Source organism: Roseibaca calidilacus (assembly GCF_001517585.1).
GTDB classification, from domain to species: domain Bacteria; phylum Pseudomonadota; class Alphaproteobacteria; order Rhodobacterales; family Rhodobacteraceae; genus Roseinatronobacter; species Roseinatronobacter calidilacus.
Genome location: NZ_FBYC01000004.1, coordinates 2,400,701 through 2,419,260, shown reverse-complemented (window position 1 = coordinate 2,419,260; position 18,560 = coordinate 2,400,701). Strand labels below are relative to the sequence as shown.

Annotated in this window: 18 protein-coding genes and 1 tRNA gene; 8 read left to right on the top strand and 11 right to left on the bottom strand. The window is 61.6% G+C overall.

Annotated elements, in window-relative coordinates; genetic code table 11:
* Window positions 1-35: 35 nt before the first annotated feature.
* Together AWT76_RS15415 and mutS are read left to right on the top strand one after the other, a co-directional pair.
* Complete coding sequence (locus AWT76_RS15415) at window positions 36-992, top strand: L-malyl-CoA/beta-methylmalyl-CoA lyase (protein WP_072247119.1); 957 nt, start codon at window positions 36-38, stop codon at window positions 990-992.
* 156 nt (window positions 993-1,148) lie between these two features.
* Window positions 1,149-3,758, top strand: a complete 2,610-nt coding sequence (gene mutS / locus AWT76_RS15410; protein WP_072247118.1) for a DNA mismatch repair protein MutS — start codon at window positions 1,149-1,151, stop codon at window positions 3,756-3,758.
* Window positions 3,759-3,763: 5 nt separating this feature from the next.
* Here the strand turns inward: mutS and mtaB are convergent, their stop codons facing one another.
* Both mtaB and dapF read right to left on the bottom strand, forming a co-directional pair.
* Window positions 3,764-5,023 (bottom strand): tRNA (N(6)-L-threonylcarbamoyladenosine(37)-C(2))-methylthiotransferase MtaB, encoded by a 1,260-nt coding sequence (gene mtaB / locus AWT76_RS15405; RefSeq protein ID WP_072247117.1) that lies wholly within the window; start codon window positions 5,021-5,023, stop codon window positions 3,764-3,766.
* A complete protein-coding gene (dapF, locus tag AWT76_RS15400) occupies window positions 5,020-5,838 on the bottom strand; it encodes a diaminopimelate epimerase (protein ID WP_407071414.1) in 819 nt (272 codons plus the stop codon). The genes mtaB and dapF overlap by 4 nt, the downstream gene beginning before the upstream one ends.
* A 129-nt stretch (window positions 5,839-5,967) precedes the next feature.
* On the opposite strand from dapF, the gene AWT76_RS15395 reads away from it, so the two are divergent.
* Window positions 5,968-6,043, top strand: a tRNA-Lys gene (locus AWT76_RS15395).
* An 8-nt stretch (window positions 6,044-6,051) separates the two neighbouring features.
* Here AWT76_RS15395 and AWT76_RS15390 read toward each other — a convergent pair.
* The 5 genes from AWT76_RS15390 to trhO form a co-directional block, all read right to left on the bottom strand.
* Window positions 6,052-7,263, bottom strand: coding sequence for an FAD-binding domain-containing protein (locus AWT76_RS15390; RefSeq protein WP_072247115.1), 1,212 nt, complete (start codon window positions 7,261-7,263; stop codon window positions 6,052-6,054).
* 56 nt (window positions 7,264-7,319) lie between these two features.
* Window positions 7,320-8,708: a TRAP transporter large permease gene (locus tag AWT76_RS15385; RefSeq protein WP_072247114.1), complete on the bottom strand. Its 1,389-nt coding sequence runs from the start codon at window positions 8,706-8,708 to the stop codon at window positions 7,320-7,322.
* A 1-nt stretch (window position 8,709) separates the two neighbouring features.
* Window positions 8,710-9,267, bottom strand: coding sequence for a TRAP transporter small permease subunit (locus tag AWT76_RS15380; RefSeq protein ID WP_072247113.1), 558 nt, complete (start codon window positions 9,265-9,267; stop codon window positions 8,710-8,712).
* Between the two features lie 84 nt (window positions 9,268-9,351).
* A complete protein-coding gene (locus tag AWT76_RS15375; RefSeq protein ID WP_072247112.1) occupies window positions 9,352-10,461 on the bottom strand; it encodes a TRAP transporter substrate-binding protein in 1,110 nt (369 codons plus the stop codon).
* A gap of 125 nt (window positions 10,462-10,586) precedes the next feature.
* Entirely contained in the window at window positions 10,587-11,489 is a 903-nt protein-coding gene (trhO, locus tag AWT76_RS15370) for an oxygen-dependent tRNA uridine(34) hydroxylase TrhO (RefSeq protein WP_072247111.1), read from the bottom strand.
* A 96-nt stretch (window positions 11,490-11,585) separates the two neighbouring features.
* Between trhO and pncA the strand changes: the two genes are divergently transcribed.
* From pncA to AWT76_RS15355, 3 genes are all read left to right on the top strand, one after another.
* A complete protein-coding gene (pncA, locus tag AWT76_RS15365; RefSeq protein WP_072247110.1) occupies window positions 11,586-12,182 on the top strand; it encodes a bifunctional nicotinamidase/pyrazinamidase in 597 nt (198 codons plus the stop codon).
* Window positions 12,183-12,185: 3 nt separating this feature from the next.
* The gene (gene pncB, locus AWT76_RS15360) at window positions 12,186-13,475 is read left to right on the top strand and encodes a nicotinate phosphoribosyltransferase (RefSeq protein ID WP_072247109.1); all 1,290 of its coding nucleotides are present in this window, start codon (window positions 12,186-12,188) and stop codon (window positions 13,473-13,475) included.
* Between the two features lie 125 nt (window positions 13,476-13,600).
* Window positions 13,601-13,768 (top strand): YdcH family protein, encoded by a 168-nt coding sequence (locus AWT76_RS15355; RefSeq protein WP_072247108.1) that lies wholly within the window; start codon window positions 13,601-13,603, stop codon window positions 13,766-13,768.
* A gap of 63 nt (window positions 13,769-13,831) precedes the next feature.
* Here the strand turns inward: AWT76_RS15355 and phbB are convergent, their stop codons facing one another.
* Together phbB and AWT76_RS15345 are read right to left on the bottom strand one after the other, a co-directional pair.
* Window positions 13,832-14,554 (bottom strand): acetoacetyl-CoA reductase, encoded by a 723-nt coding sequence (gene phbB / locus AWT76_RS15350; protein WP_072247107.1) that lies wholly within the window; start codon window positions 14,552-14,554, stop codon window positions 13,832-13,834.
* An 89-nt stretch (window positions 14,555-14,643) separates the two neighbouring features.
* A complete protein-coding gene (locus tag AWT76_RS15345; protein WP_072247106.1) occupies window positions 14,644-15,816 on the bottom strand; it encodes an acetyl-CoA C-acetyltransferase in 1,173 nt (390 codons plus the stop codon).
* Between the two features lie 243 nt (window positions 15,817-16,059).
* Here AWT76_RS15345 and hspQ point away from each other — a divergent pair, with 243 nt between their 5' ends.
* Entirely contained in the window at window positions 16,060-16,386 is a 327-nt protein-coding gene (gene hspQ / locus AWT76_RS15340) for a heat shock protein HspQ (RefSeq protein ID WP_072247105.1), read from the top strand.
* A 103-nt stretch (window positions 16,387-16,489) separates the two neighbouring features.
* Here the strand turns inward: hspQ and AWT76_RS15335 are convergent, their stop codons facing one another.
* A complete protein-coding gene (locus AWT76_RS15335; RefSeq protein ID WP_072247104.1) occupies window positions 16,490-16,948 on the bottom strand; it encodes an ATP-binding protein in 459 nt (152 codons plus the stop codon).
* A 54-nt stretch (window positions 16,949-17,002) separates the two neighbouring features.
* Entirely contained in the window at window positions 17,003-17,344 is a 342-nt protein-coding gene (locus AWT76_RS15330) for an STAS domain-containing protein (RefSeq protein WP_072247103.1), read from the bottom strand.
* Between the two features lie 122 nt (window positions 17,345-17,466).
* Between AWT76_RS15330 and AWT76_RS15325 the strand changes: the two genes are divergently transcribed.
* Entirely contained in the window at window positions 17,467-18,522 is a 1,056-nt protein-coding gene (locus AWT76_RS15325; protein ID WP_072247102.1) for a saccharopine dehydrogenase, read from the top strand.
* Window positions 18,523-18,560: the final 38 nt, after the last annotated feature.

The following is an 18,560-nucleotide window of genomic DNA, read 5'->3' as shown; positions in this document are numbered from 1 at the left end:
TCGTTTCGACATTTCCTGTCCTGAAAGGTCACATCATGAGCTTCCGTCTGCAACCCGCACCCGTTGCCCGCCCCAATCGTTGCCAGTTGTTTGGCCCCGGCTCGCGCGTGGCCCTGTTCGAGAAAATGGCCTCCAGCGCCGCCGATGTCATCAATCTGGACCTAGAGGATTCGGTCGCCCCCTCTGACAAGGACAGCGCGCGCGCGAATGTCATTGCCGCCACGCATGACGTGGATTGGGGCAAAAAGACGCTTTCGGTGCGGATCAACGGTCTGGACAGCCCCTTCTGGTATCGCGACGTGGTTGATCTGCTGGAACAAGGCGCGGAGCGGCTGGACCAGATCATGATCCCCAAGGTGGGCTGCGCCGCCGACATCTATGCCGTGGACGCGCTTGTCACCGCCATTGAGGCCGCGAAAGGTCGCCAGAAACCTATCGGGTTCGAGGTTATCATCGAATCCGCCGCCGGCATCACCAACGTGGCTGAAATTGCCGCCGCCAGCCCCCGCCTGACCGCGATGAGCCTTGGCGCTGCAGATTTTGCCGCCTCTATGGGCATGGCCACGACCGGCATCGGCGGCACGCAGGAAAACTACTACATGCTGCGCGAAGGCGCGCAATATTGGTCCGACCCGTGGCATTGGGCGCAATCGGCAATCGTTGCCGCGTGCCGCGCCAATGGCGTGCTGCCAGTCGATGGCCCCTTCGGCGATTTCAGCGATGATGACGGCTTTCGCGCGCAGGCCCGCCGTTCGGCCACATTGGGCATGGTCGGCAAATGGGCGATCCACCCCAAGCAAGTGGCGCTTGCCAACGAGGTATTCACCCCGTCAGAGGCCGCCGTGGCAGAGGCGCGCGAAATCCTTGATGCGATGGAACAGGCCAAGGCACGCGGCGAAGGTGCGACCGTCTACAAGGGCCGCTTGGTCGATATCGCGTCCATCAAACAAGCCGAGGTAATCGTCCGTCAGGCAGAGATGATCGCGGCCTAACCTGCGCCCATTCATCCTTGCAAAAATATCCTGGGGGAGTCCGGCCCGAATGGGCCGGGCGGGGGCAAAGCCCCCTTCAATCCCCCTGTCGGTTTCGCTACTGTCCACGCCACCGTCTTTACCCGGAGCGCCTGCGTGAGCGAGACCGTCACCCCCATGATGGCCCAGTATCTGGAGGTCAAGGCGCAGCATCCCGATGCGCTGTTGTTCTACCGCATGGGCGATTTCTACGAATTGTTCTTCGATGACGCGGTCGCGGCAGCGGCGGCGCTGGATATTGCGCTTACAAAACGCGGCAAGCATCAGGGCGATGATATCGCCATGTGCGGCGTGCCGCATCATGCCGCCGAAGGGTACCTGCTCACGCTGATCCGCAAGGGCTTTCGCGTGGCGATTGCCGAGCAGATGGAAAGCCCCGAACAGGCCAAGAAACGCGGCTACAAAGCGGTTGTGCGTCGCGAGGTCGTGCGCCTTGTCACCCCCGGCACCCTGACCGAAGACAGCTTGCTTGATGCGCGGCGGCATAACTTCTTGGCTGCCTATGCCGAAATCCGCGACGCGGGCGCGCTGGCTTGGGCCGATATTTCCACGGGCCAAGTGCGGGTCATGCCCTGCATCCGCGCACGGCTTGGGCCGGAACTGGCGCGGTTGGCCCCGCGCGAAGTGTTGCTGGCCGACCCGATGGCAGAGGCGCTGCGCCCGGTGATCGAAGATATGGGCGCGGCGCTGACCGCGCTGGCACCCGCCAGTTTCGACAGTGGGTCCGCCGAGCGGCGGTTGTGCGATCTTTACGGCGTTCAGACGCTGGACGGGTTCGGGCAATTCGGGCGGCCCGAGCGTGCGGCGCTGGGCGCGCTGGTCGATTATCTGGACCTGACGCAGCGCGGCAAGCTGCCCCTTTTGCAGCCCCCCACGGTGGAAAGTGCCGATGCCGCGGTGCAGATTGACGCCGCCACGCGCCGCAATCTGGAACTGACGCAGGCGCTGTCGGGGGGGCGTGATGGCTCGCTTCTGGCGGTGATCGATCGGACTGTCACCGCCGCTGGCGCGCGCCTGCTGGAGCGGCGGCTTTCCGCGCCCGCGCGCCGGGTAGATGTTGCGCTGGCGCGGCAGGCTTGCGTCAGCTTCCTGCACGGCCAGTCGCGGTTATGCACCGATCTGCGCGCTGCGTTGAAAGCGGTACCCGATCTGGACCGTGCTTTGTCACGGCTATCGCTAGACCGGGGCGGCCCGCGCGATCTGGGCGCGGTGCGGCAAGCCTTGGCGCAGGCAGGTGCCTTGGCCGCGATGTTGGATGTGGCGGGCCTGCCCGACCTGTTGGGTCAAGCGCGCGCGGCACTTCTGGGACATGATGACGTGCACGATGCGCTCGATGCCGCCTTGGTCGCGGAACCGCCGCTTTTGGCCCGCGATGGTGGTTTCATCGCCCCCGGCCATGACGTGGATCTGGACGAGGCACGCCGCCTGCGCGACGAAGGGCGCAGCGTGATTGCCGCCATGCAGGCCGATTATGCGGCAGACACTGGCATCGGGTCGCTCAAGATCAAGCATAACAACGTCTTGGGCTATTTCGTTGAGGTGACCAGCACCCATGCCGAACGGATGCTGGCCCCGCCCTTGTCGGACCGTTTCATCCACCGCCAGACCACCGCAAACCAGGTGCGCTTCACCACGGTCGAGCTGTCCGAAATGGAAACCCGCATTCTGAACGCGGGCGGGCAGGCGTTGGAAATTGAAAAGCGCCTGTTCGACGGCTTTCGCGCGCAGGTGCTGGATGCCGCCGCCAAACTGTCGCAGGCCGCGCGGGCCTTGGCCGAAATCGACTTGGCCGCCGCCTTGGCCGATCTGGCGCGTGCGGGCGATTGGTGTGCGCCGAAACTGGATGACAGCCGTGCCTTCGCAATCGAAGGCGGGCGTCACCCGGTGGTGGAAGCTGCGCTGAAGCGCGAAGGCGCGCCGTTCATTGCCAATGATTGTGACCTGTCGGCGGGCGACGGTGCGACCATCTGGCTGCTGACCGGGCCGAACATGGCGGGTAAATCGACCTTTCTGCGGCAAAACGCGCTAGTCGCCATTCTGGCGCAGATGGGTGCTTGGGTGCCCGCGCGCGCCGCGCATATCGGGATGGTCAGCCAAGTGTTCAGCCGGGTGGGCGCCAGCGACGATCTGGCGCGCGGGCGCTCGACCTTTATGGTCGAAATGGTCGAAACGGCGGCAATCCTCAATCAGGCGGATGAGCGCGCCTTGGTGATCCTTGATGAAATCGGGCGCGGCACGGCCACCTATGATGGCTTGTCAATCGCTTGGGCGACGCTGGAGCATTTGCACGATGTGAACCGCACCCGCGCGCTGTTCGCCACCCATTACCATGAAATGACGGCCCTGTCAGACCGGCTGGCAGGTGTGCAGAATGCAACCGTTGCGGTCAAGGAATGGGACGGTGATGTCGTATTCCTGCACGAGGTGCGGCGCGGTGCCGCCGACCGCAGCTATGGCGTGCAAGTGGCCAAATTGGCAGGTCTGCCCGCGCCGGTGATCGCGCGCGCGCGCGAGGTTCTGGCGGCGCTGGAAGATGGTGCGCGCAGCAATTCGCCCAAGGCGCTGATCGATGATCTGCCGCTGTTTTCCGCCGTGCAGGCCCCGGCACCTGCGGCCGCGAAACCCTCGCCCGTGCTGGATGCCTTGGCAGAAGTAAACCCCGACACGCTGTCGCCGCGAGAGGCGTTGGATGTGCTGTATCGGTTGAAGGGGATGACCGAACCCTGACGGGGTTATGCGCCCGCGGTCAATTGCGCGCTGTCATGCCCGGCAATCCGCGCCTGCACAATCTGGCCCACGGGTTGATCGGCACCGAATACCACTTCGGCAAATTGCGGCGTGCGCCCCATGCGCGGATTTTCCATAAGCACCGGGTGCGTGGTCCCGACCTGTGCGCCCAGATGGCGCGCAACCGCAGCGTCACCCACGGCGCGTAACCGTGCGGCACGGTCGCGGATGGCGGCACCATTAACTTGCGGCATCCGCGCAGCAGGCGTGCCCTTGCGCGGGCTGAAGGGGAAGACATGCAGCCATGTCAGCCCGCAGTCTTCAACCAGCTTGACCGAGTTTTCGAACATGGCTTCCGTTTCGGTCGGAAAGCCCGCGATGATATCGGCGCCAAAGGCCATATCGGGGCGCAGGCGGCGCGCTTCTTGGCAGAAGGCAATCGCGTCGTCGCGCAGGTGGCGGCGCTTCATGCGTTTCAGGATCATGTCGTCGCCCGCCTGCAAGGACAGGTGCAGATGCGGCATCAGGCGCGGTTCCGTGGCGATGGCGTCCATCAGGGCGGGATCGGCTTCGATGGAATCGATGGATGATATCCGCAGGCGCGCAAGGTCAGGCACCAGCCGCAGAATGCGGCGCACCAGATCGCCCAAGCGCGGTTGGGCTGGCAGGTCCGCGCCCCAGCTTGTCAGGTCCACGCCGGTCAGGACCACTTCCAGATAGCCCTCGGCCACCAGCCGCTTGATCTGTTCGACCACGACACCGGCAGGCACGGACCGCGAATTGCCGCGCCCATAAGGGATGATGCAAAAGGTGCACCGATGATCGCAGCCGTTTTGCACCTGCACATAGGCGCGGGCGCGCGTGCCGAACCCGTCGATCAGGTGGCTGGCGGTTTCACGCACCGACATGATGTCATCGACCATGACGCGCTCTGTCTGTCCAATCAGATCCGGGGTCAGGCTGGCCCATGTCGCGGCCTGCATTTTTTCTGCATTGCCGATCACGCGGGTCACTTCGGGCATGGCGGCGAAGGTTTCTGGTTCGGTCTGTGCCGCACAGCCTGTCACGATAATGGGCGCATCCGGGTTGTCGCGGCGCAGGCGGCGGATTTCCTGACGCGCCTTGCGCACGGCTTCTGACGTGACAGCGCATGTGTTGACAACCAGCGCATCGCGCACGCCTGCATCTTCGGCCAGCCGTTTCATGGCTTCCGTCTCATAGGCGTTCAGGCGGCAGCCTAGCGTGGTAAAGCGCGGCGCGCTCATGCGCCGAATCCTGCGGCCAGCGTCGCGGTGAAAACCGTGGCGACGGGCCCGGTCAGCCAGACGCCATCCTCGCGCCAATCGACCATCAGCGCGCCGCCATCGGCGGTGATGGTCACTTGCCGCCCGGTCAGGCCGCGCAAATGGGCGGCGATTGCGGTGGCACAGGCCCCGGACCCACAGGCGAGCGTTATGCCGGTGCCGCGCTCCCACACCCGCAGGCGCAGGTGGTCGGGGGCAACCACCGACGCGAATTCGACATTGGTTGCTTCCGGGAAAAGCGGGTCATGTTCGACTTGGGCGCCATGCTCTGCCACAGGGGCTGTGTCTGCATCTGCCACGAAGAACACGCAATGCGGGTTGCCCATGCCCACCCCTGCCGGGTCGCCGGGCAGGGGCAGATGCAGTGTATCGCACGCATGCGCTAGCGGAATGCTGTGCCAGTCCAGCACCGGCGCACCCATATTGACCCAGATTTGCCCGTCGCGGTTTTCGGCCAGCAGTAGCCCGCGCGCGGTGCGGATGGTCAGTTTTTGCGCGCCGGTCTGCCCCATGACCATCGCCGCCACGCAGCGCGTTGCATTGCCACATGCCCCGGCACGAGAGCCATCGGCATTCCAAAAATCAAGTGTCAGATCGGCATCATCCGCCGCGCGCAGCTCCGCCAATTGGTCAAAGCCCACGCCGCGATGCCGGTCGCCAATGGCGCGCGCCAGCGCAGATGTCATCACCCCGCCCGCATGATGGCGCGAGTCGATCACGACGAAATCATTTCCCGCGCCGTGCATCTTGATAAATGTTTGGGCCGTGCTGGTCATGCGCGCCATATAGCGACGGGTTTACGGCCTGACCAGCCCCGCGCCACGGTGCATCCAGAAAACATTGCGCGCATGTGGCTTTTGTCCTTGACCCTGTGACGCGGCTTTTCTAAGTAGCGGCTTCAGAGTGAGCCGGTAGCTCAGCCGGTAGAGCAACTGACTTTTAATCAGTAGGTCCAGGGTTCGAACCCCTGCCGGCTCACCATGATCCCCTCAAAGCAAGCCCGCAGTGCCCAGTATGCTGGGGATTTTCGTTTTCACCTTGAAGAACCCGGCGGTGGCATGGGGCCAGACATGGCGGTCCCAGTCGCGCTGCATCTCGGCCAGCGTAATGCCATGTGCTTCCAACGCGGGTGTGGCGCTGTTCAACCAGTCGCGCAGCGGCCCGCGTGGCACGAAGGGCGTGACGATCTGGCGCGCACCGGCCTGCGCGGCCCATTTCGCCAGATCTCCGGGCAGGCCCGCACGCATGTTGACCGCGTTATGGCCCAGCCGTTGCACCGTGTCGTGCAGTGCGGCGCGTTCGAACGCGGCGACATGGTCGCCAACCGGTTCGGGTGAACGCAGATGGCTGGCCGCAAGCGTGGCGGTGGTGACAATGTTCAACCCTTCGGGCAGGGTTGGGGTGCAGTCCTCTTCGGTCAGCAGCAGGGCGGTGGGTTTGGAAAGGTCCGGCACGACCGGGGCGCGCAGGCCCAGACGGGAAGGCAAACCGTCCGGCTCCTCATGTACAAGCGCGGGGGCGTCGGGGGCCAGATCGGCCTCGCGCGGGGCAAAGCGCCCGTCAGTGAACTGAGCGATGTTCCACGCCTGCGCGGCATAGGTCTTGCCGCGCGTGTGCAGCCCTGCGACCCAGCGCCAGCCAAGGGTGTTCGATGCCGGGTCGCCATCCAGCAGGTTGCGCAGAAAGAAATCCGCGCCCACACGCCATGGCAGGCCGAAGGTGAATATCCAGATAGATGCAAACCACATCCGGGCGTGATTGTGCAGATAGCCGGTTTCCAGCAGTTCGCTGGCCCAGGCATCGAAACAGGCCAAGCCGCTGCGCGCTTCGGTCGCGGCCTGTACTTGTGCGCGCAATTTGCGGTCAATCGCCAGTGTTTCGAAATCGCGCTCCAGCCCGTCGCGGTAGCTGTCCCAAGTGGTGGGGCGCTGCTCTAGCCAGCCTTTGAAATAGCTGCGCCAGACCACTTCCTGAATGAACTTCTCGGCCCCTTCCGGGCCATGCGCGGCCAGAGCGGCGGCGATCACTTCATCCTCTGCCACCAAGCGGCGGCGGATATGCGGCGACAGACATGACACCGCGCCATGCCGCCCCGGCCCGTAATCGGTGTTGCGGCGCTTGGCGTAGCGCGTGCCCATATGTGGCGTGAAATCGGCAAGATGCGCAAGTGCCGCAGCACGCGTCGGGGCGGGTAAGGTCATGCTGTCCTCTTTGGCTTTGGGCGGCAAATGGCGCGCCCAAAGCCAAAGTCAAAACCTTAGAACAGCACCCCGGGCAGCCACAGCACAAGCTGCGGGAATATGAACAGCAGCACGATGGCCGTGATCTGCAACAGAACGAAGGGCACCGCACCTTTGTAGATCATGCCGGTCGTCACCGAATTGGGCGCAACCCCGCGCAGGTAGAACAGCGCAAAGCCGAAAGGGGGAGTCAGGAAGCTGGTTTGCAGGTTGACCCCGATCATCACGCCCAGCCAGACCGGATCGACCCCCAGCATCAGCAGGGTCGGCGCGGTGATGGGCAGCACGATGAAGATGATCTCGAACGTATCAAGGATGAAGCCCAGCACGAACATCAGAACCATGACGGTAATCATCGCGCCCAATGCGCCGCCCGGCATGGCCGACAGGAATTCATGCACCAGATCGTCGCCGCCCATCTGGCGGAACACGATGGCAAAGACCGACGCGCCGAACAGGATGATGAAGATCATAGAGGTGATGACCGCCGTGCGCCGCGCCACATCGACAAAGATTTGCGCCTTCAGACGTCCGCGCAGGCCGGCCAGCAGCGTTGCGCCCACGGCACCGACTGACGCAGCTTCGGTCGGGGTGGCGATGCCGCCAAGGATGGACCCCAGAACCGCAAAAATCAGCAGCAAGGGCGGGATCAGCGCGGTCACGATCTCGCGCCCCAAGCCTGCCTTTTCCTCTGGCGGGATGGGGGTGGCCGGGCAGCTTTCGGGGTCGAACACGGCCTTGAACAGGATATAGGCGATATAGAGCGCGACCATCACCAGCCCCGGAATGAACGCGCCTGCGAACAGGTCGCCCACCGAAACGGTGGTGGGCGCGAAATTTCCAAGGCTCATCTGCACCTGGCTGTGCATGCCCGCGATCATGTCGCCCATGAAGATCAGCACAGTCGAGGGCGGGATGATCTGGCCCAGCGTGCCGCTGGCGCAGATGGACCCGCACGCGAGTTTCGGGTCATACCCGGCCCGCAACATGGCCGGCAGCGAAATCAGCCCCATCGTGACCACGGTTGCGCCCACAACGCCGGTGCTGGCCGCCAACAGCGCGCCCACAAGGATGACCGAAATTCCAAGCCCGCCGCGCATGTCGCCGAACAGCCGCCCCATGGTGGATAGCAACTGTTCCGCGATATTGCTGCGTTCCAGCATCACCCCCATGAAGATGAACAAGGGCACGGCGACCAACACCTCGTTCAGCATGTAGCCGGTGTAGCGCCCGGCCAGCGAACGCAGGTTCGACATGTCGAACACCCCGAAATACAGCCCCGCAAAGGCGAACAGAATGGACGTGCCCGCCAGCGTAAATGCTACCGGAAAGCCCAGCAGCAGAAAGCCGATCACGCCAAGGAACATTGTCCCGGCGAGGATCTCGCCAATCAATACCGGATCCATGTCAGGCTTTCTCCAACTCGTATTGGTAGCGGTAGTCGGGCGGCACAAGGTCTTCGCGGCCCGCGATAATCAGGATGGACCGGATCGCCATGGCCACGCCTTGCAGGGCGATCAGCGCCGCGAAAACCAGAATGAAGCTTTTCAGCACGAACAGGCCGGGCATACCACCGGGGTTGGGCGAAGCTTCGAGCAACCCGATGGACCGGTTCACGAAGGTCAGCGAATAGATCCAGACCACGGCGGCGAAGGGCATCAGGAAGATGCACACACCCAGCAGGTCCATCCATGCCTTGCGCAGCGTGCTGGCCGGGCGAAAGAAGATATCCACGCGCACATGGTCATTCCGATACAGCGCGTAGCCCGCAACGGAGGTGAACATCACCCCGTTCATCCATGGATACAAATCCTGCATCCACAGCCGCGTATTGGCGAACAAGTAGCGTTCCACGACGACCCAGAAACAGACCAGCACAATCCCCACCGACAACCACATGAAAATGTTGCCGACAAGTCGGTTCAGCGCGTTAATCGCTTTCATCAAGGTGGCGAGTGCGGTCATCTTGGCCCTCGTGATCGGGTGCTTGATTGCCCAAAAGGCCCCGGATCATGTCCGGGGCCTTCGGGATTATTGTAGCGGATGGCCTTAGCCAAGGTCCGAAATGTCGAAATATTTCTCCCGTGCGAGGGCGAAAGTCTGATCGGTATTTTGCGTGCGCGTGCGAAGAAGGTTGAACGCTTTGATATAGCTGTCCGCAGTTTTGCGTGTGAGTGCATCAGCCCCACCAATGATCTCTTCAAGAAGTTCGCGCGCAGCTTTGGCACCAGCGACGATGATCTCTTCGGGGAATTCTTTGTGAACGATGACGCCATGGTTCTTGACAATATCATCAAGCGCAATCGGATCGTTGTAGTAGAATTCCGACGGCATATTGTCATATTCGGCTTGCGCCGCGTCTCGGATTATCTGCTGCAAATCGCTCGGGAGATCTAAGAACTTGGCCTTGTCGATTGCGACCTCAGTCGCCAATCCCGGCTCGACGAAAGACGACGTGTAATAGTGCTTTCGCACCTGATGGAACCCAAAAGCGCGATCATTGTAAGGACCGACAAACTCTGCTGCATCAAGGGTGCCGGACTGCAAGGCTGGGAAAATCTCGCCCGGTGCAACATTTGTGACCGAAGCGCCCATCTTCTGCCAAACTTGACCACCAAGGCCTGGCGTGCGGAAGCGCAGGCCTTGTATATCGGCAAGACCAGTCAGTTCATTCGCAAACCATCCACCCGCTTGAGTGCCGGTATCTCCCGACAACAACCCAACAAGTCCAAACTGATCATAAATTTCGTCCCAAATCTCTTGACCGCCGCCAAAGCGCACCCACGCGGACAATTCACGCGAAGTCATTCCAAAAGGGACACCCGTGTAGAAGGACAAGCCAACCGATTTGTTTTGCCAATAGTAGGAGGCACCGTGGCTCATTTCGGCCGACCCGTCTATGACAGCATCAAGGGACTGCAAGGCTGGGACGATTTCACCAGCAGCAAACAATTCTACTGTCAAACGCCCGTCAGATGCAGCTGTGATTCGGTCTGCCAACCGTTGGGCACCAGTCCCAAGGCCGGGAAAGTTCTTGCCCCAAGTGGTGACCATGCGCCATGTGATGCGGCCCTGCGCCACAGCAGGCGCAGCCAGTGTGGACGCAGCAGCGGCAGACCCGCCCAGCGCCGACGTTTTCAAAAAGGAACGACGATCCATTCTTACTCCTCCCGAGTTTGTTTTGTTGGGCAGTCAGTGCCCGCGCGATGTGTTAGACCATACGCCACGCACAGAGTGAATAAATAATCTTACCAATGTTATCGATAACATAACGATTCGGAACCTTAACCACCCATATGCAGGGTGCCCCGCTGGACCGCCAAGGCAATCTGGCGCTGGCGCTCGCGAAACCCCTCGCGGCGTTCGGGCGTGAATTCGTCCACGCAATGGTGGCATTGCACGCCGTCCTCATATTCCGGGCGCTTGGTGTCTTCGGGCCAAAGCGGGCGGCGGCAGGCATGGCACATGACATGCGGGCCGGGCTTTAACCCATGTTCCACCGACACGCGCTGGTCGAACACGAAACACGCGCCATGCCACAGGCTTTGCTCTGCCGGCACCTCTTCCAGATATTTCAGGATGCCGCCTTTCAGGTGGTAAACCTCTTGCACCCCTTGCCCCAGCAGGTAATTGGTCGACTTTTCGCACCGAATGCCGCCGGTGCAGAACATGGCAATCCGCTTGTTGTGAAAGCGGTGACGGTTGTCTTCCCACCATTGCGGGAACTCGCCAAATGCCTTTGTGCCCGGATCAATCGCGCCTTCAAACGTGCCGATGGCAACCTCGTAATCATTGCGCGTGTCGATCACCGCCACATCGGGCGCGCTGATAAGGTCGTTCCAATCGGCAGGATCCACATAGTGGCCAGTGCCCGCGCGCGGGTCCACATCGGGCTGGCCCATGGTCACGATCTCGCGCTTCAGGCGCACTTTCATGCGGCCAAAGGGCATGTCGGGGGCGTGGCTTTCTTTCCACTCCAGCGCAGCACATCCCGGCAGCGCGCGGATATGCGCCAGCACCGCGTCGATCCCCTCGCGGCGACCTGCGATGGTGCCGTTGATCCCTTCGCCCGCCAGCAGTAGCGAGCCTTTCACACCGTTGGTGCAGCATAAAGCGGCCAACGGCGCTTTCAGCGCGGCAGGGTTTTCGAACCGGGTGAAGTGATAGAGTGCGGCAACGGTATACATGCCCGCGCTTTACTGCGCGCCGCGCCCGTGCGCAAGACAGCCGCCATTGACGCGCCCGCGCCTGCCCCTTAGCCCTATCACAAAAGGAGAGCCGCCATGTCCCATGCCCTGATCGTGATTGACCTGCAAAACGATTTCTGCCCCGGCGGCGCGCTGGCCGTGGCCGAGGGCGGCCAGATCGTACCCGGCGTGAATGCCCGTATGGCAGAGGCAGAGGCCGTGATCCTGACGCAAGATTGGCACCCTGCTGACCACAGCTCTTTCGCCAGCCAGCACGCGGGGCGCGCGCCCATGCAGATGATTGACATGCCCTATGGTCCACAAGTGCTGTGGCCGGACCATTGCGTGCAAGGCTCGCAGGGCGCGGCGTTTCATCCGGGTCTGGAAACCGACCGCGCTGATCTGATTATCCGCAAAGGGTTTCGTCGCCAGATCGACAGCTATTCGGCGTTCTATGAGAATGACCAGACCACGCCCACGGGTCTGGAAGGCTATTTGCGCACCCGTGGCCTGACAGAGTTGGAATTTGTCGGGCTGGCCACCGATTTCTGCGTGGCATGGTCCGCGATGGATGCGGCCAAGCTGGGCTTCAAGGTGCGGGTGTTGACCAGCCTCTGCCGCGGCATTGATCTTGACGGGTCCATGGCGCGCGCGCTGGATGACATGCGCGCCGCTGGTGTTGAACTGGTCTGACCGATGGATATCGCGACCCGCGTCTATAACCACCGCTGGAAGCTGGACCCGATTGTCCGCTCGCTGATTGACACCGATTTCTACAAACTGCTGATGTGCCAGTCGGTGTTCACCAATCACCGCGACACGCGCGTTACCTTCAGCTTGATTAACCGCGCCACCGATGTGCCGCTGGCCAAGCTGATCGACGAAGGCGAATTGCGCGAACAGTTGGACCATATCCGCAAGCTGCGTCTGTCGCGCGGCGAATCGACCTTTCTGCGTGGCAACACGTTCTATGGCAAACGCCAGATGTTTCGACCCGATTTCATGGAATGGTTCGAAGGCTTCCAACTGCCGCCATACCATCTGGAACGTGTGGGCGACCAGTATGAGCTGACATTCGAAGGCCCTTGGCCCGAAGCAATGCTTTGGGAAATTCCGGCGCTTGCGGTGCTGATGGAACTGCGCTCGCGGGCTGTTCTGGGCCAGATGAAACGCTTTGAATTGCAGGTGCTTTATGCCCGCGCGATGACCCGCGTCTGGGAAAAGATCAAGGCCCTGCAAGGGCTGGACGGATTGCGCATTGCCGATTTCGGCACCCGCCGCCGACATAGCTTTCTATGGCAGGATTGGTGCGTGCAGGCGATGATGGAAGGGCTGGGAGGGTGCTTTATCGGCACCTCGAACTGCCTGATCGCCATGCGCCGAGAGGTCGAGGCCATAGGCACCAACGCGCATGAACTGCCCATGGTCTATGCCGCCTTGGCGCGCGATGACGCGGAACTGGCGCAAGCGCCCTACCGCGTTCTGGCCGATTGGCAGGCCGAACACGACGGCAATTTGCGCATTATCCTGCCCGATACCTACGGCACCCAAGGGTTTCTGGACCGTGCCCCCGATTGGCTGGCCGAATGGACCGGCATCCGCATTGATTCGGGGGCGCCGGAAGCGGGGGCAGAAGCCGCGATTCGCTGGTGGAAGGACCATGGACAAGACCCGCGCGAGAAACTTGTCATCTTCTCGGACGGGCTGGACGTGGAGCGCATTCAATCGCTGCACCGCGCTTTCTTCGGGCGGGTCAAGGTCAGCTTTGGCTGGGGCACCTTGTTGACCAATGATTTCCGGGGCTTGGCCGAAGGTGATGGGCTGGCCCCGTTCAGCTTGGTGTGCAAGGCGATCTGTGCCGATGGGCGACCCACGGTCAAACTGTCAGACAATCCGAACAAGGCGATGGGGCCAGATGCGGAAATCCTGCGTTACAAGCGGGTTTTCGATGTGGGCACGCAGCAGGCACAGACGGTGCAGGTGTAAACACTCTGAGAAGGATGGTGGCATTTTTCAGCGCAGTCGCGGCCCGGTCACACCGATTTTTGCTGACAGGTGGCGATTGCTGTGATGCAATAAAACTGTCGCAATCAGAGAAGGAGGACACCTAAATGTCATTAACCTCGCATCTTGCCACGCTGCGCGCGAAACACGCGCACCTCTCTGACAAGGTCGACATGATCCAGCGAAGCCCCGGTAGCAGCGATCTGGAAATTGCAGAGCTGAAAAAGCAAAAGCTACGCCTGAAAGAAGAAATCGAACGCCTGTCGCACGCATGACGTGCGTCTGAAAGTTGCAAACGGCCCGCTAAGCGGGCCGTTTTTGTTTGGTTTTTCGGTTGTTTACACGAAAAACTGCGCGCCGTTGGCGCTGATCGTAGACCCGTTCACAAAACCCGCATCATCCGACACAAGGAAGGCCACGCAGCGCGCGATTTCTTCTGGCTCGCCCAAGCGGCCCGCAGGGATCCCCGCGATGATCGATTCGCGCACCTTTTCCGGCACGGCCATGACCATTTCGGTCGCAATATAGCCGGGGCAAACCGCATTCGCCGTAATGTTAAAGCGCGCGCCCTCTTGCGCCAGCGATTTCACAATGCCCAGATCGCCCGCCTTGGTCGCGGCATAGTTCACCTGACCAAATTGGCCCTTCTGCCCGTTGATGGAACTGATGACCACCACACGGCCAAATTTGCGCTCGCGCATGCCGGGCCAGATGGGGTGGACGGTGTTAAACACGCCGGTCAGGTTGGTGTCGATCACCTCGCGCCACTGGTCTGGCGTCATTTTGTGGAAGGGCGCGTCGCGGGTAATGCCCGCATTCGCCACGACCACGTCAATCGGGCCAAGGTCCGCTTCGACCTGCGCAATGCCCGCTTTGGATGCGTCATAATCGGCGGCATTCCATTTGTAGGTTTTGATGCCGGTTTCGGCGGTGAAATTCGCTGCGGCTTCGTCATTGCCAGCATAGGTTGCCGCAACGGTATAGCCTTTGTCTTTCAGTTCCTTAGAGATCGCTGCGCCAATGCCGCGCGATCCGCCTGTGACCAATGCCACTCTTGCCATGATGTCCCCCTCTCTAGGTTTTTCCGTGTGTAATATTTGCTATCGAACTAGCAAGGCGTGCGCAAGAATATTGCGCACGCCTTTTCGCTTTAGCGTTCGAGGCACATTGCCACACCCATGCCGCCACCGATGCACAGCGTCGCCAGACCCTTTTTCGCATCCGCGCGCTGCATTTCGAACAGCAGCGTGTTCAGGATGCGGCAACCCGAAGCACCGATGGGGTGACCGATGGCAATTGCGCCGCCATTCACGTTCACCTTGGCCGGATCCCAGCCCATGTCCTTGTTCACGGCGCAGGCTTGCGCGGCAAAGGCTTCGTTCGCTTCGATCAGGTCCAGATCCTCGGGCTTCCAGCCGGCCTTTTCCAGCGCCTTGCGGCTGGCATGGATCGGGCCGACCCCCATGATAGACGGGTCCAGACCGGCGGTTGCGTAGCTGGCGATGCGCGCGAGCGGGGTCAGGCCACGCTTCTCGGCCTCTTCCGCGCTCATCAGCATGACGGCAGCGGCGCCATCGTTCAGACCGGACGCGTTGGCGGCGGTCACAGAGCCGTCCTTGGTGAAGGCGGGGCGCAGTTTTTGCATCGCTTCCATGGTCGCGCCGTGGCGGATATATTCGTCGGTATCGACCACGATATCGCCCTTGCGGGTTTTCACCGTGAAAGGCGCGATTTCATCCTTGAACTTGCCGGCCTTTTGCGCGGCTTCGGCCTTGTTCTGGCTGGCGACGGCGAAGGCGTCTTGCTCATCGCGGCTGATCTGCCATTTCTCGGCCACGTTTTCAGCGGTCTGGCCCATGTGGTAGCCGTTGAACGCGTCCCACAGCCCGTCTTTTATCATGGTGTCGATCATTTTCATGTCGCCCATCTTGGTGCCTGCGCGCATATGCGCGCAATGGGGCGACAGGGTCATGTTTTCCTGACCACCGGCCAGCACGATCGCGGCATCGCCCAGCATGATGTGCTGTGCGCCCAGCGCGACCGCGCGCAGCCCAGAGCCGCAAACCTGATTGATGGACCAAGCGGCGGACTCTATTGGCAGGCCCGCATTGACATGCGCCTGACGTGCGGGGTTCTGGCCCTGACCGGCGGTCAGAACCTGCCCCAGAATGGTTTCCGATACTTCGGATTTGTCGATTCCCGCGCGTGCGACGACCGCTTCCAGAATGGCCGCGCCAAGGTCATGTGCGGGGGTATTGGCGAAAGCGCCGCCGAAAGACCCGACAGCCGTGCGGGCTGCGGATACGATAACTACGTTGGTCATAGGTGCTCCTCTGTCATTGACACTGCGTGCTTTGACCATAGTTCACACGCCTAACATTGCGCTTGTAACACGGGTCTGCGGTCTTGCAATGTGCCAAACTGACCTGTTTGCGCAATATTATTTCGCAAGCCTGCTGCACGGCTGGGTTTGTCACGCGCCATGTCACAAACTGTTTCCGCGAAACGTGGTCCATGGCATGGACTCTGGTGGCGGTTTCGCGCTAGGAGAGCGGCAGAGGCGCTGATGGAAAAAACTTGGGCGAAATACCACTTGGGCCAAGTGGTGCGACATAAAAAACACCCGTTTCGCGGGGTGATTTTCGATGTCGATCCCAAATTTTCGAATACCGAAGATTGGTATCATGCCATCCCCGAGGACAGCCGCCCGCGGAAGGACCAGCCGTTCTACCACCTGTTGGCAGAGAACGAAGATAGCTTCTATGTCGCCTATGTGTCAGAGCAGAACTTGCTGCCCGACGAGTCGGGCGAACCGGTGGAGCATCCGGATTTGTATGAGCTGTTTGGCGAATTCCATAATGGCCGTTACCCGCTGCAAATAGAGATGAACTGACCCCAAATCGCAAGTGGGGTGGTCTGCGTCTTCTGGGTGCAAAGCAGGCCAACCCTGCGAATTCGGCGTCTAATCGCTCAAAAAGCTCTCGGGGAGGCATGTCTCAGTCCGCGAGTTCCGCCACCGGCAATTTGTGGTCGACCGGTACCCAGAAAGTCAGGCAATTGGTGTCGCCGACCCGTTGATAGGTCAGGGCGCGCGCCAGACTGCGGATCAAGAACCAGCCGTAGCCCCCTTCGCGCAGCCGGGCCGGTTCGGGCGAGGTGTGTCCGAACTGGCTGGGGTCGAAAGGGCGGCCCGTATCGCTGACACGGCAGAACAGTTCATTTTTGCCAAGCCGTATTTCCAGGTCAATTCGGCCCGAATGGTCGCTAAACCCATGCCGTGCAATGTTCGATAGAACTTCGGCAAGGATGATGTTCATATCTTCAACCCAGGCGGACGGTGCGCCATTGCTGCGCAAGAATGTGTCGGCCCGCACAAGCAAGACGCGGACATCTTGCAAAGAGCTGGTGCAGCAGGAGGTCAAAACCGGCAGAGGCGTTCGATCGCTTTGGGTCATCGGTCGTTTCCAATTCTGGCCGCGGCACTTCGGGCGGGTATGTTGCCTTCCCGTTTACCCGGCGGCGGGAAGGGCTTGCGCATCTGGCGCGCGGTCGTGAATGCGAAAGACTGTGTCCATCCGTGTCAGTCGGAACACCTTGCGCACACCGGGCGACAAGGCTGCAATTTCCAACGGGCGTTCCGGGCCAAGCAGCTTCATGGCCCCCACAATCGCCCCAAGGCCGCTACTGTCCATGAATTCGACCTTTCCAAGGTCAAGAATAACCGGGCTGCCCGGATGCGCGGTCGCGCTGCGTATCGCATCCTTGAAACGAATGGCGACAGCGGCGTCCAGCCGGGTTTCGCGTAGTTCGATCACAAGGGCGCCGCCTGCTTCGCCGAGTGTCATTTGCATGTGATGTCCTTTTCTGGCTGGTAGGCACCTTAATAGCGTGAAAATGTTACCAACTGCTTGCCAGCTTGCGGCTTCTCTTGCGCCGCGTTACCCAAACTCAAAGCCTGACAAACGGGGAGAGCATGACACATCTTTGGATCCGCGCCGAACAGCGCCCGCAGGAAGAACGGATTGGCATTATGCCCGAAGGTGTGGCACAGTTGCGCGCCAAGGGCTTTCGCGTAACGATAGAAGACAGCCCGCAGCTTGCAGTGCCGATTGATCCTTATCTGCGCGCGGGGGCCGTGCGGGCCGACTGCGCCGCTTGGCCCGGCGCACCCGAGGATGCGATCATCTTCGGGCTGAAGGAGCTGCCGGAAGATGGCCCCCCCTTGCGGCACCGTCACATCATGTTCGGCCATGCGTTCAAGGGGCAGCCCGCCGGACAAGACCTGTTGCGCCGGTTTCGGGCCGGCGGCGGGGCGCTCTATGATCTGGAATACCTGACAGACGATTCTGGGCGTCGGGTTGCCGCCTTTGGGTATTGGGCCGGGTTTGCCGGGGCGGCGGTGTCGCTTCTGGCCTATGCCGCGCAGGCGCGTGGCGGGGTCTGTGCCCCGGTGGCCCGATTTGCCGATCAAACGGCTATGGTTGCGGCTGTGTCGCAGGCGCTGGCAGGGCTGACCCCGCCGCGTGTTCTGGTCATTGGCGCGTTGGGCCGTGTGGGCCGGGGGGCCGCCGATTTATGCGCGGCGGTCGGTGCATCGGTTACCGCATGGGACAAGGCGGAAACCGCCACAGGCGGCCCGTTTCCAGAGGTGCTGGCGCATGATGTGTTCCTGAACTGCATCCTTGCCATGCCGGGCACGCCGGTTTTCGTGCCAGCTGCGGCAGTGACGGCCCCGCGCGCCTTGCGGGTAATCGGCGATATCGCCTGCGACCCGACATCCGATTTCTCTCCGGTCAAGGTCTACACACATGCAACCGATTGGGCGCGCCCCGTCTTGCGGGTGCATGGCGCGCCGGTGCTGGATGTGATGGCGATCGACAATCTGCCGTCATTGCTGCCGCTGGAAGCGTCCGAAGATTTCGCGGCGCAGCTTCTGCCGCATTTGCTGGCGCTTGATGCGCTGAATGCGGGGGTCTGGGCGCGCGCGCGCGCAGAGTTCGACCACCATGTTGCGGCGCTTGGGTCTTGATGTTTCAGGCTTGAAATATAAGCTGGCCGATGAACCGG

Excerpts from the sequence above, each read along its gene's own strand:
- AWT76_RS15330 (WP_072247103.1), bottom strand. The coding sequence starts at position 17,344 with ATGCAAATGACACTCGGCGAAGCAGGCGGCGCCCTTGTGATCGAACTA.
- hspQ (WP_072247105.1), top strand. The coding sequence starts at position 16,060 with ATGGAAAAAACTTGGGCGAAATACCACTTGGGCCAAGTGGTGCGACAT.
- trhO (WP_072247111.1), bottom strand. The coding sequence starts at position 11,489 with ATGTATACCGTTGCCGCACTCTATCACTTCACCCGGTTCGAAAACCCT.
- dapF (WP_407071414.1), bottom strand. The coding sequence starts at position 5,838 with ATGACCAGCACGGCCCAAACATTTATCAAGATGCACGGCGCGGGAAAT.
- AWT76_RS15355 (WP_072247108.1), top strand. The coding sequence starts at position 13,601 with ATGTCATTAACCTCGCATCTTGCCACGCTGCGCGCGAAACACGCGCAC.
- pncA (WP_072247110.1), top strand. The coding sequence starts at position 11,586 with ATGTCCCATGCCCTGATCGTGATTGACCTGCAAAACGATTTCTGCCCC.
- AWT76_RS15375 (WP_072247112.1), bottom strand. The coding sequence starts at position 10,461 with ATGGATCGTCGTTCCTTTTTGAAAACGTCGGCGCTGGGCGGGTCTGCC.
- mtaB (WP_072247117.1), bottom strand. The coding sequence starts at position 5,023 with ATGAGCGCGCCGCGCTTTACCACGCTAGGCTGCCGCCTGAACGCCTAT.
- AWT76_RS15415 (WP_072247119.1), top strand. The coding sequence starts at position 36 with ATGAGCTTCCGTCTGCAACCCGCACCCGTTGCCCGCCCCAATCGTTGC.
- AWT76_RS15325 (WP_072247102.1), top strand. The coding sequence starts at position 17,467 with ATGACACATCTTTGGATCCGCGCCGAACAGCGCCCGCAGGAAGAACGG.
- mutS (WP_072247118.1), top strand. The coding sequence starts at position 1,149 with ATGATGGCCCAGTATCTGGAGGTCAAGGCGCAGCATCCCGATGCGCTG.
- AWT76_RS15345 (WP_072247106.1), bottom strand. The coding sequence starts at position 15,816 with ATGACCAACGTAGTTATCGTATCCGCAGCCCGCACGGCTGTCGGGTCT.
- pncB (WP_072247109.1), top strand. The coding sequence starts at position 12,186 with ATGGATATCGCGACCCGCGTCTATAACCACCGCTGGAAGCTGGACCCG.
- AWT76_RS15380 (WP_072247113.1), bottom strand. The coding sequence starts at position 9,267 with ATGACCGCACTCGCCACCTTGATGAAAGCGATTAACGCGCTGAACCGA.
- AWT76_RS15385 (WP_072247114.1), bottom strand. The coding sequence starts at position 8,708 with ATGGATCCGGTATTGATTGGCGAGATCCTCGCCGGGACAATGTTCCTT.
- AWT76_RS15335 (WP_072247104.1), bottom strand. The coding sequence starts at position 16,948 with ATGACCCAAAGCGATCGAACGCCTCTGCCGGTTTTGACCTCCTGCTGC.
- phbB (WP_072247107.1), bottom strand. The coding sequence starts at position 14,554 with ATGGCAAGAGTGGCATTGGTCACAGGCGGATCGCGCGGCATTGGCGCA.
- AWT76_RS15390 (WP_072247115.1), bottom strand. The coding sequence starts at position 7,263 with ATGACCTTACCCGCCCCGACGCGTGCTGCGGCACTTGCGCATCTTGCC.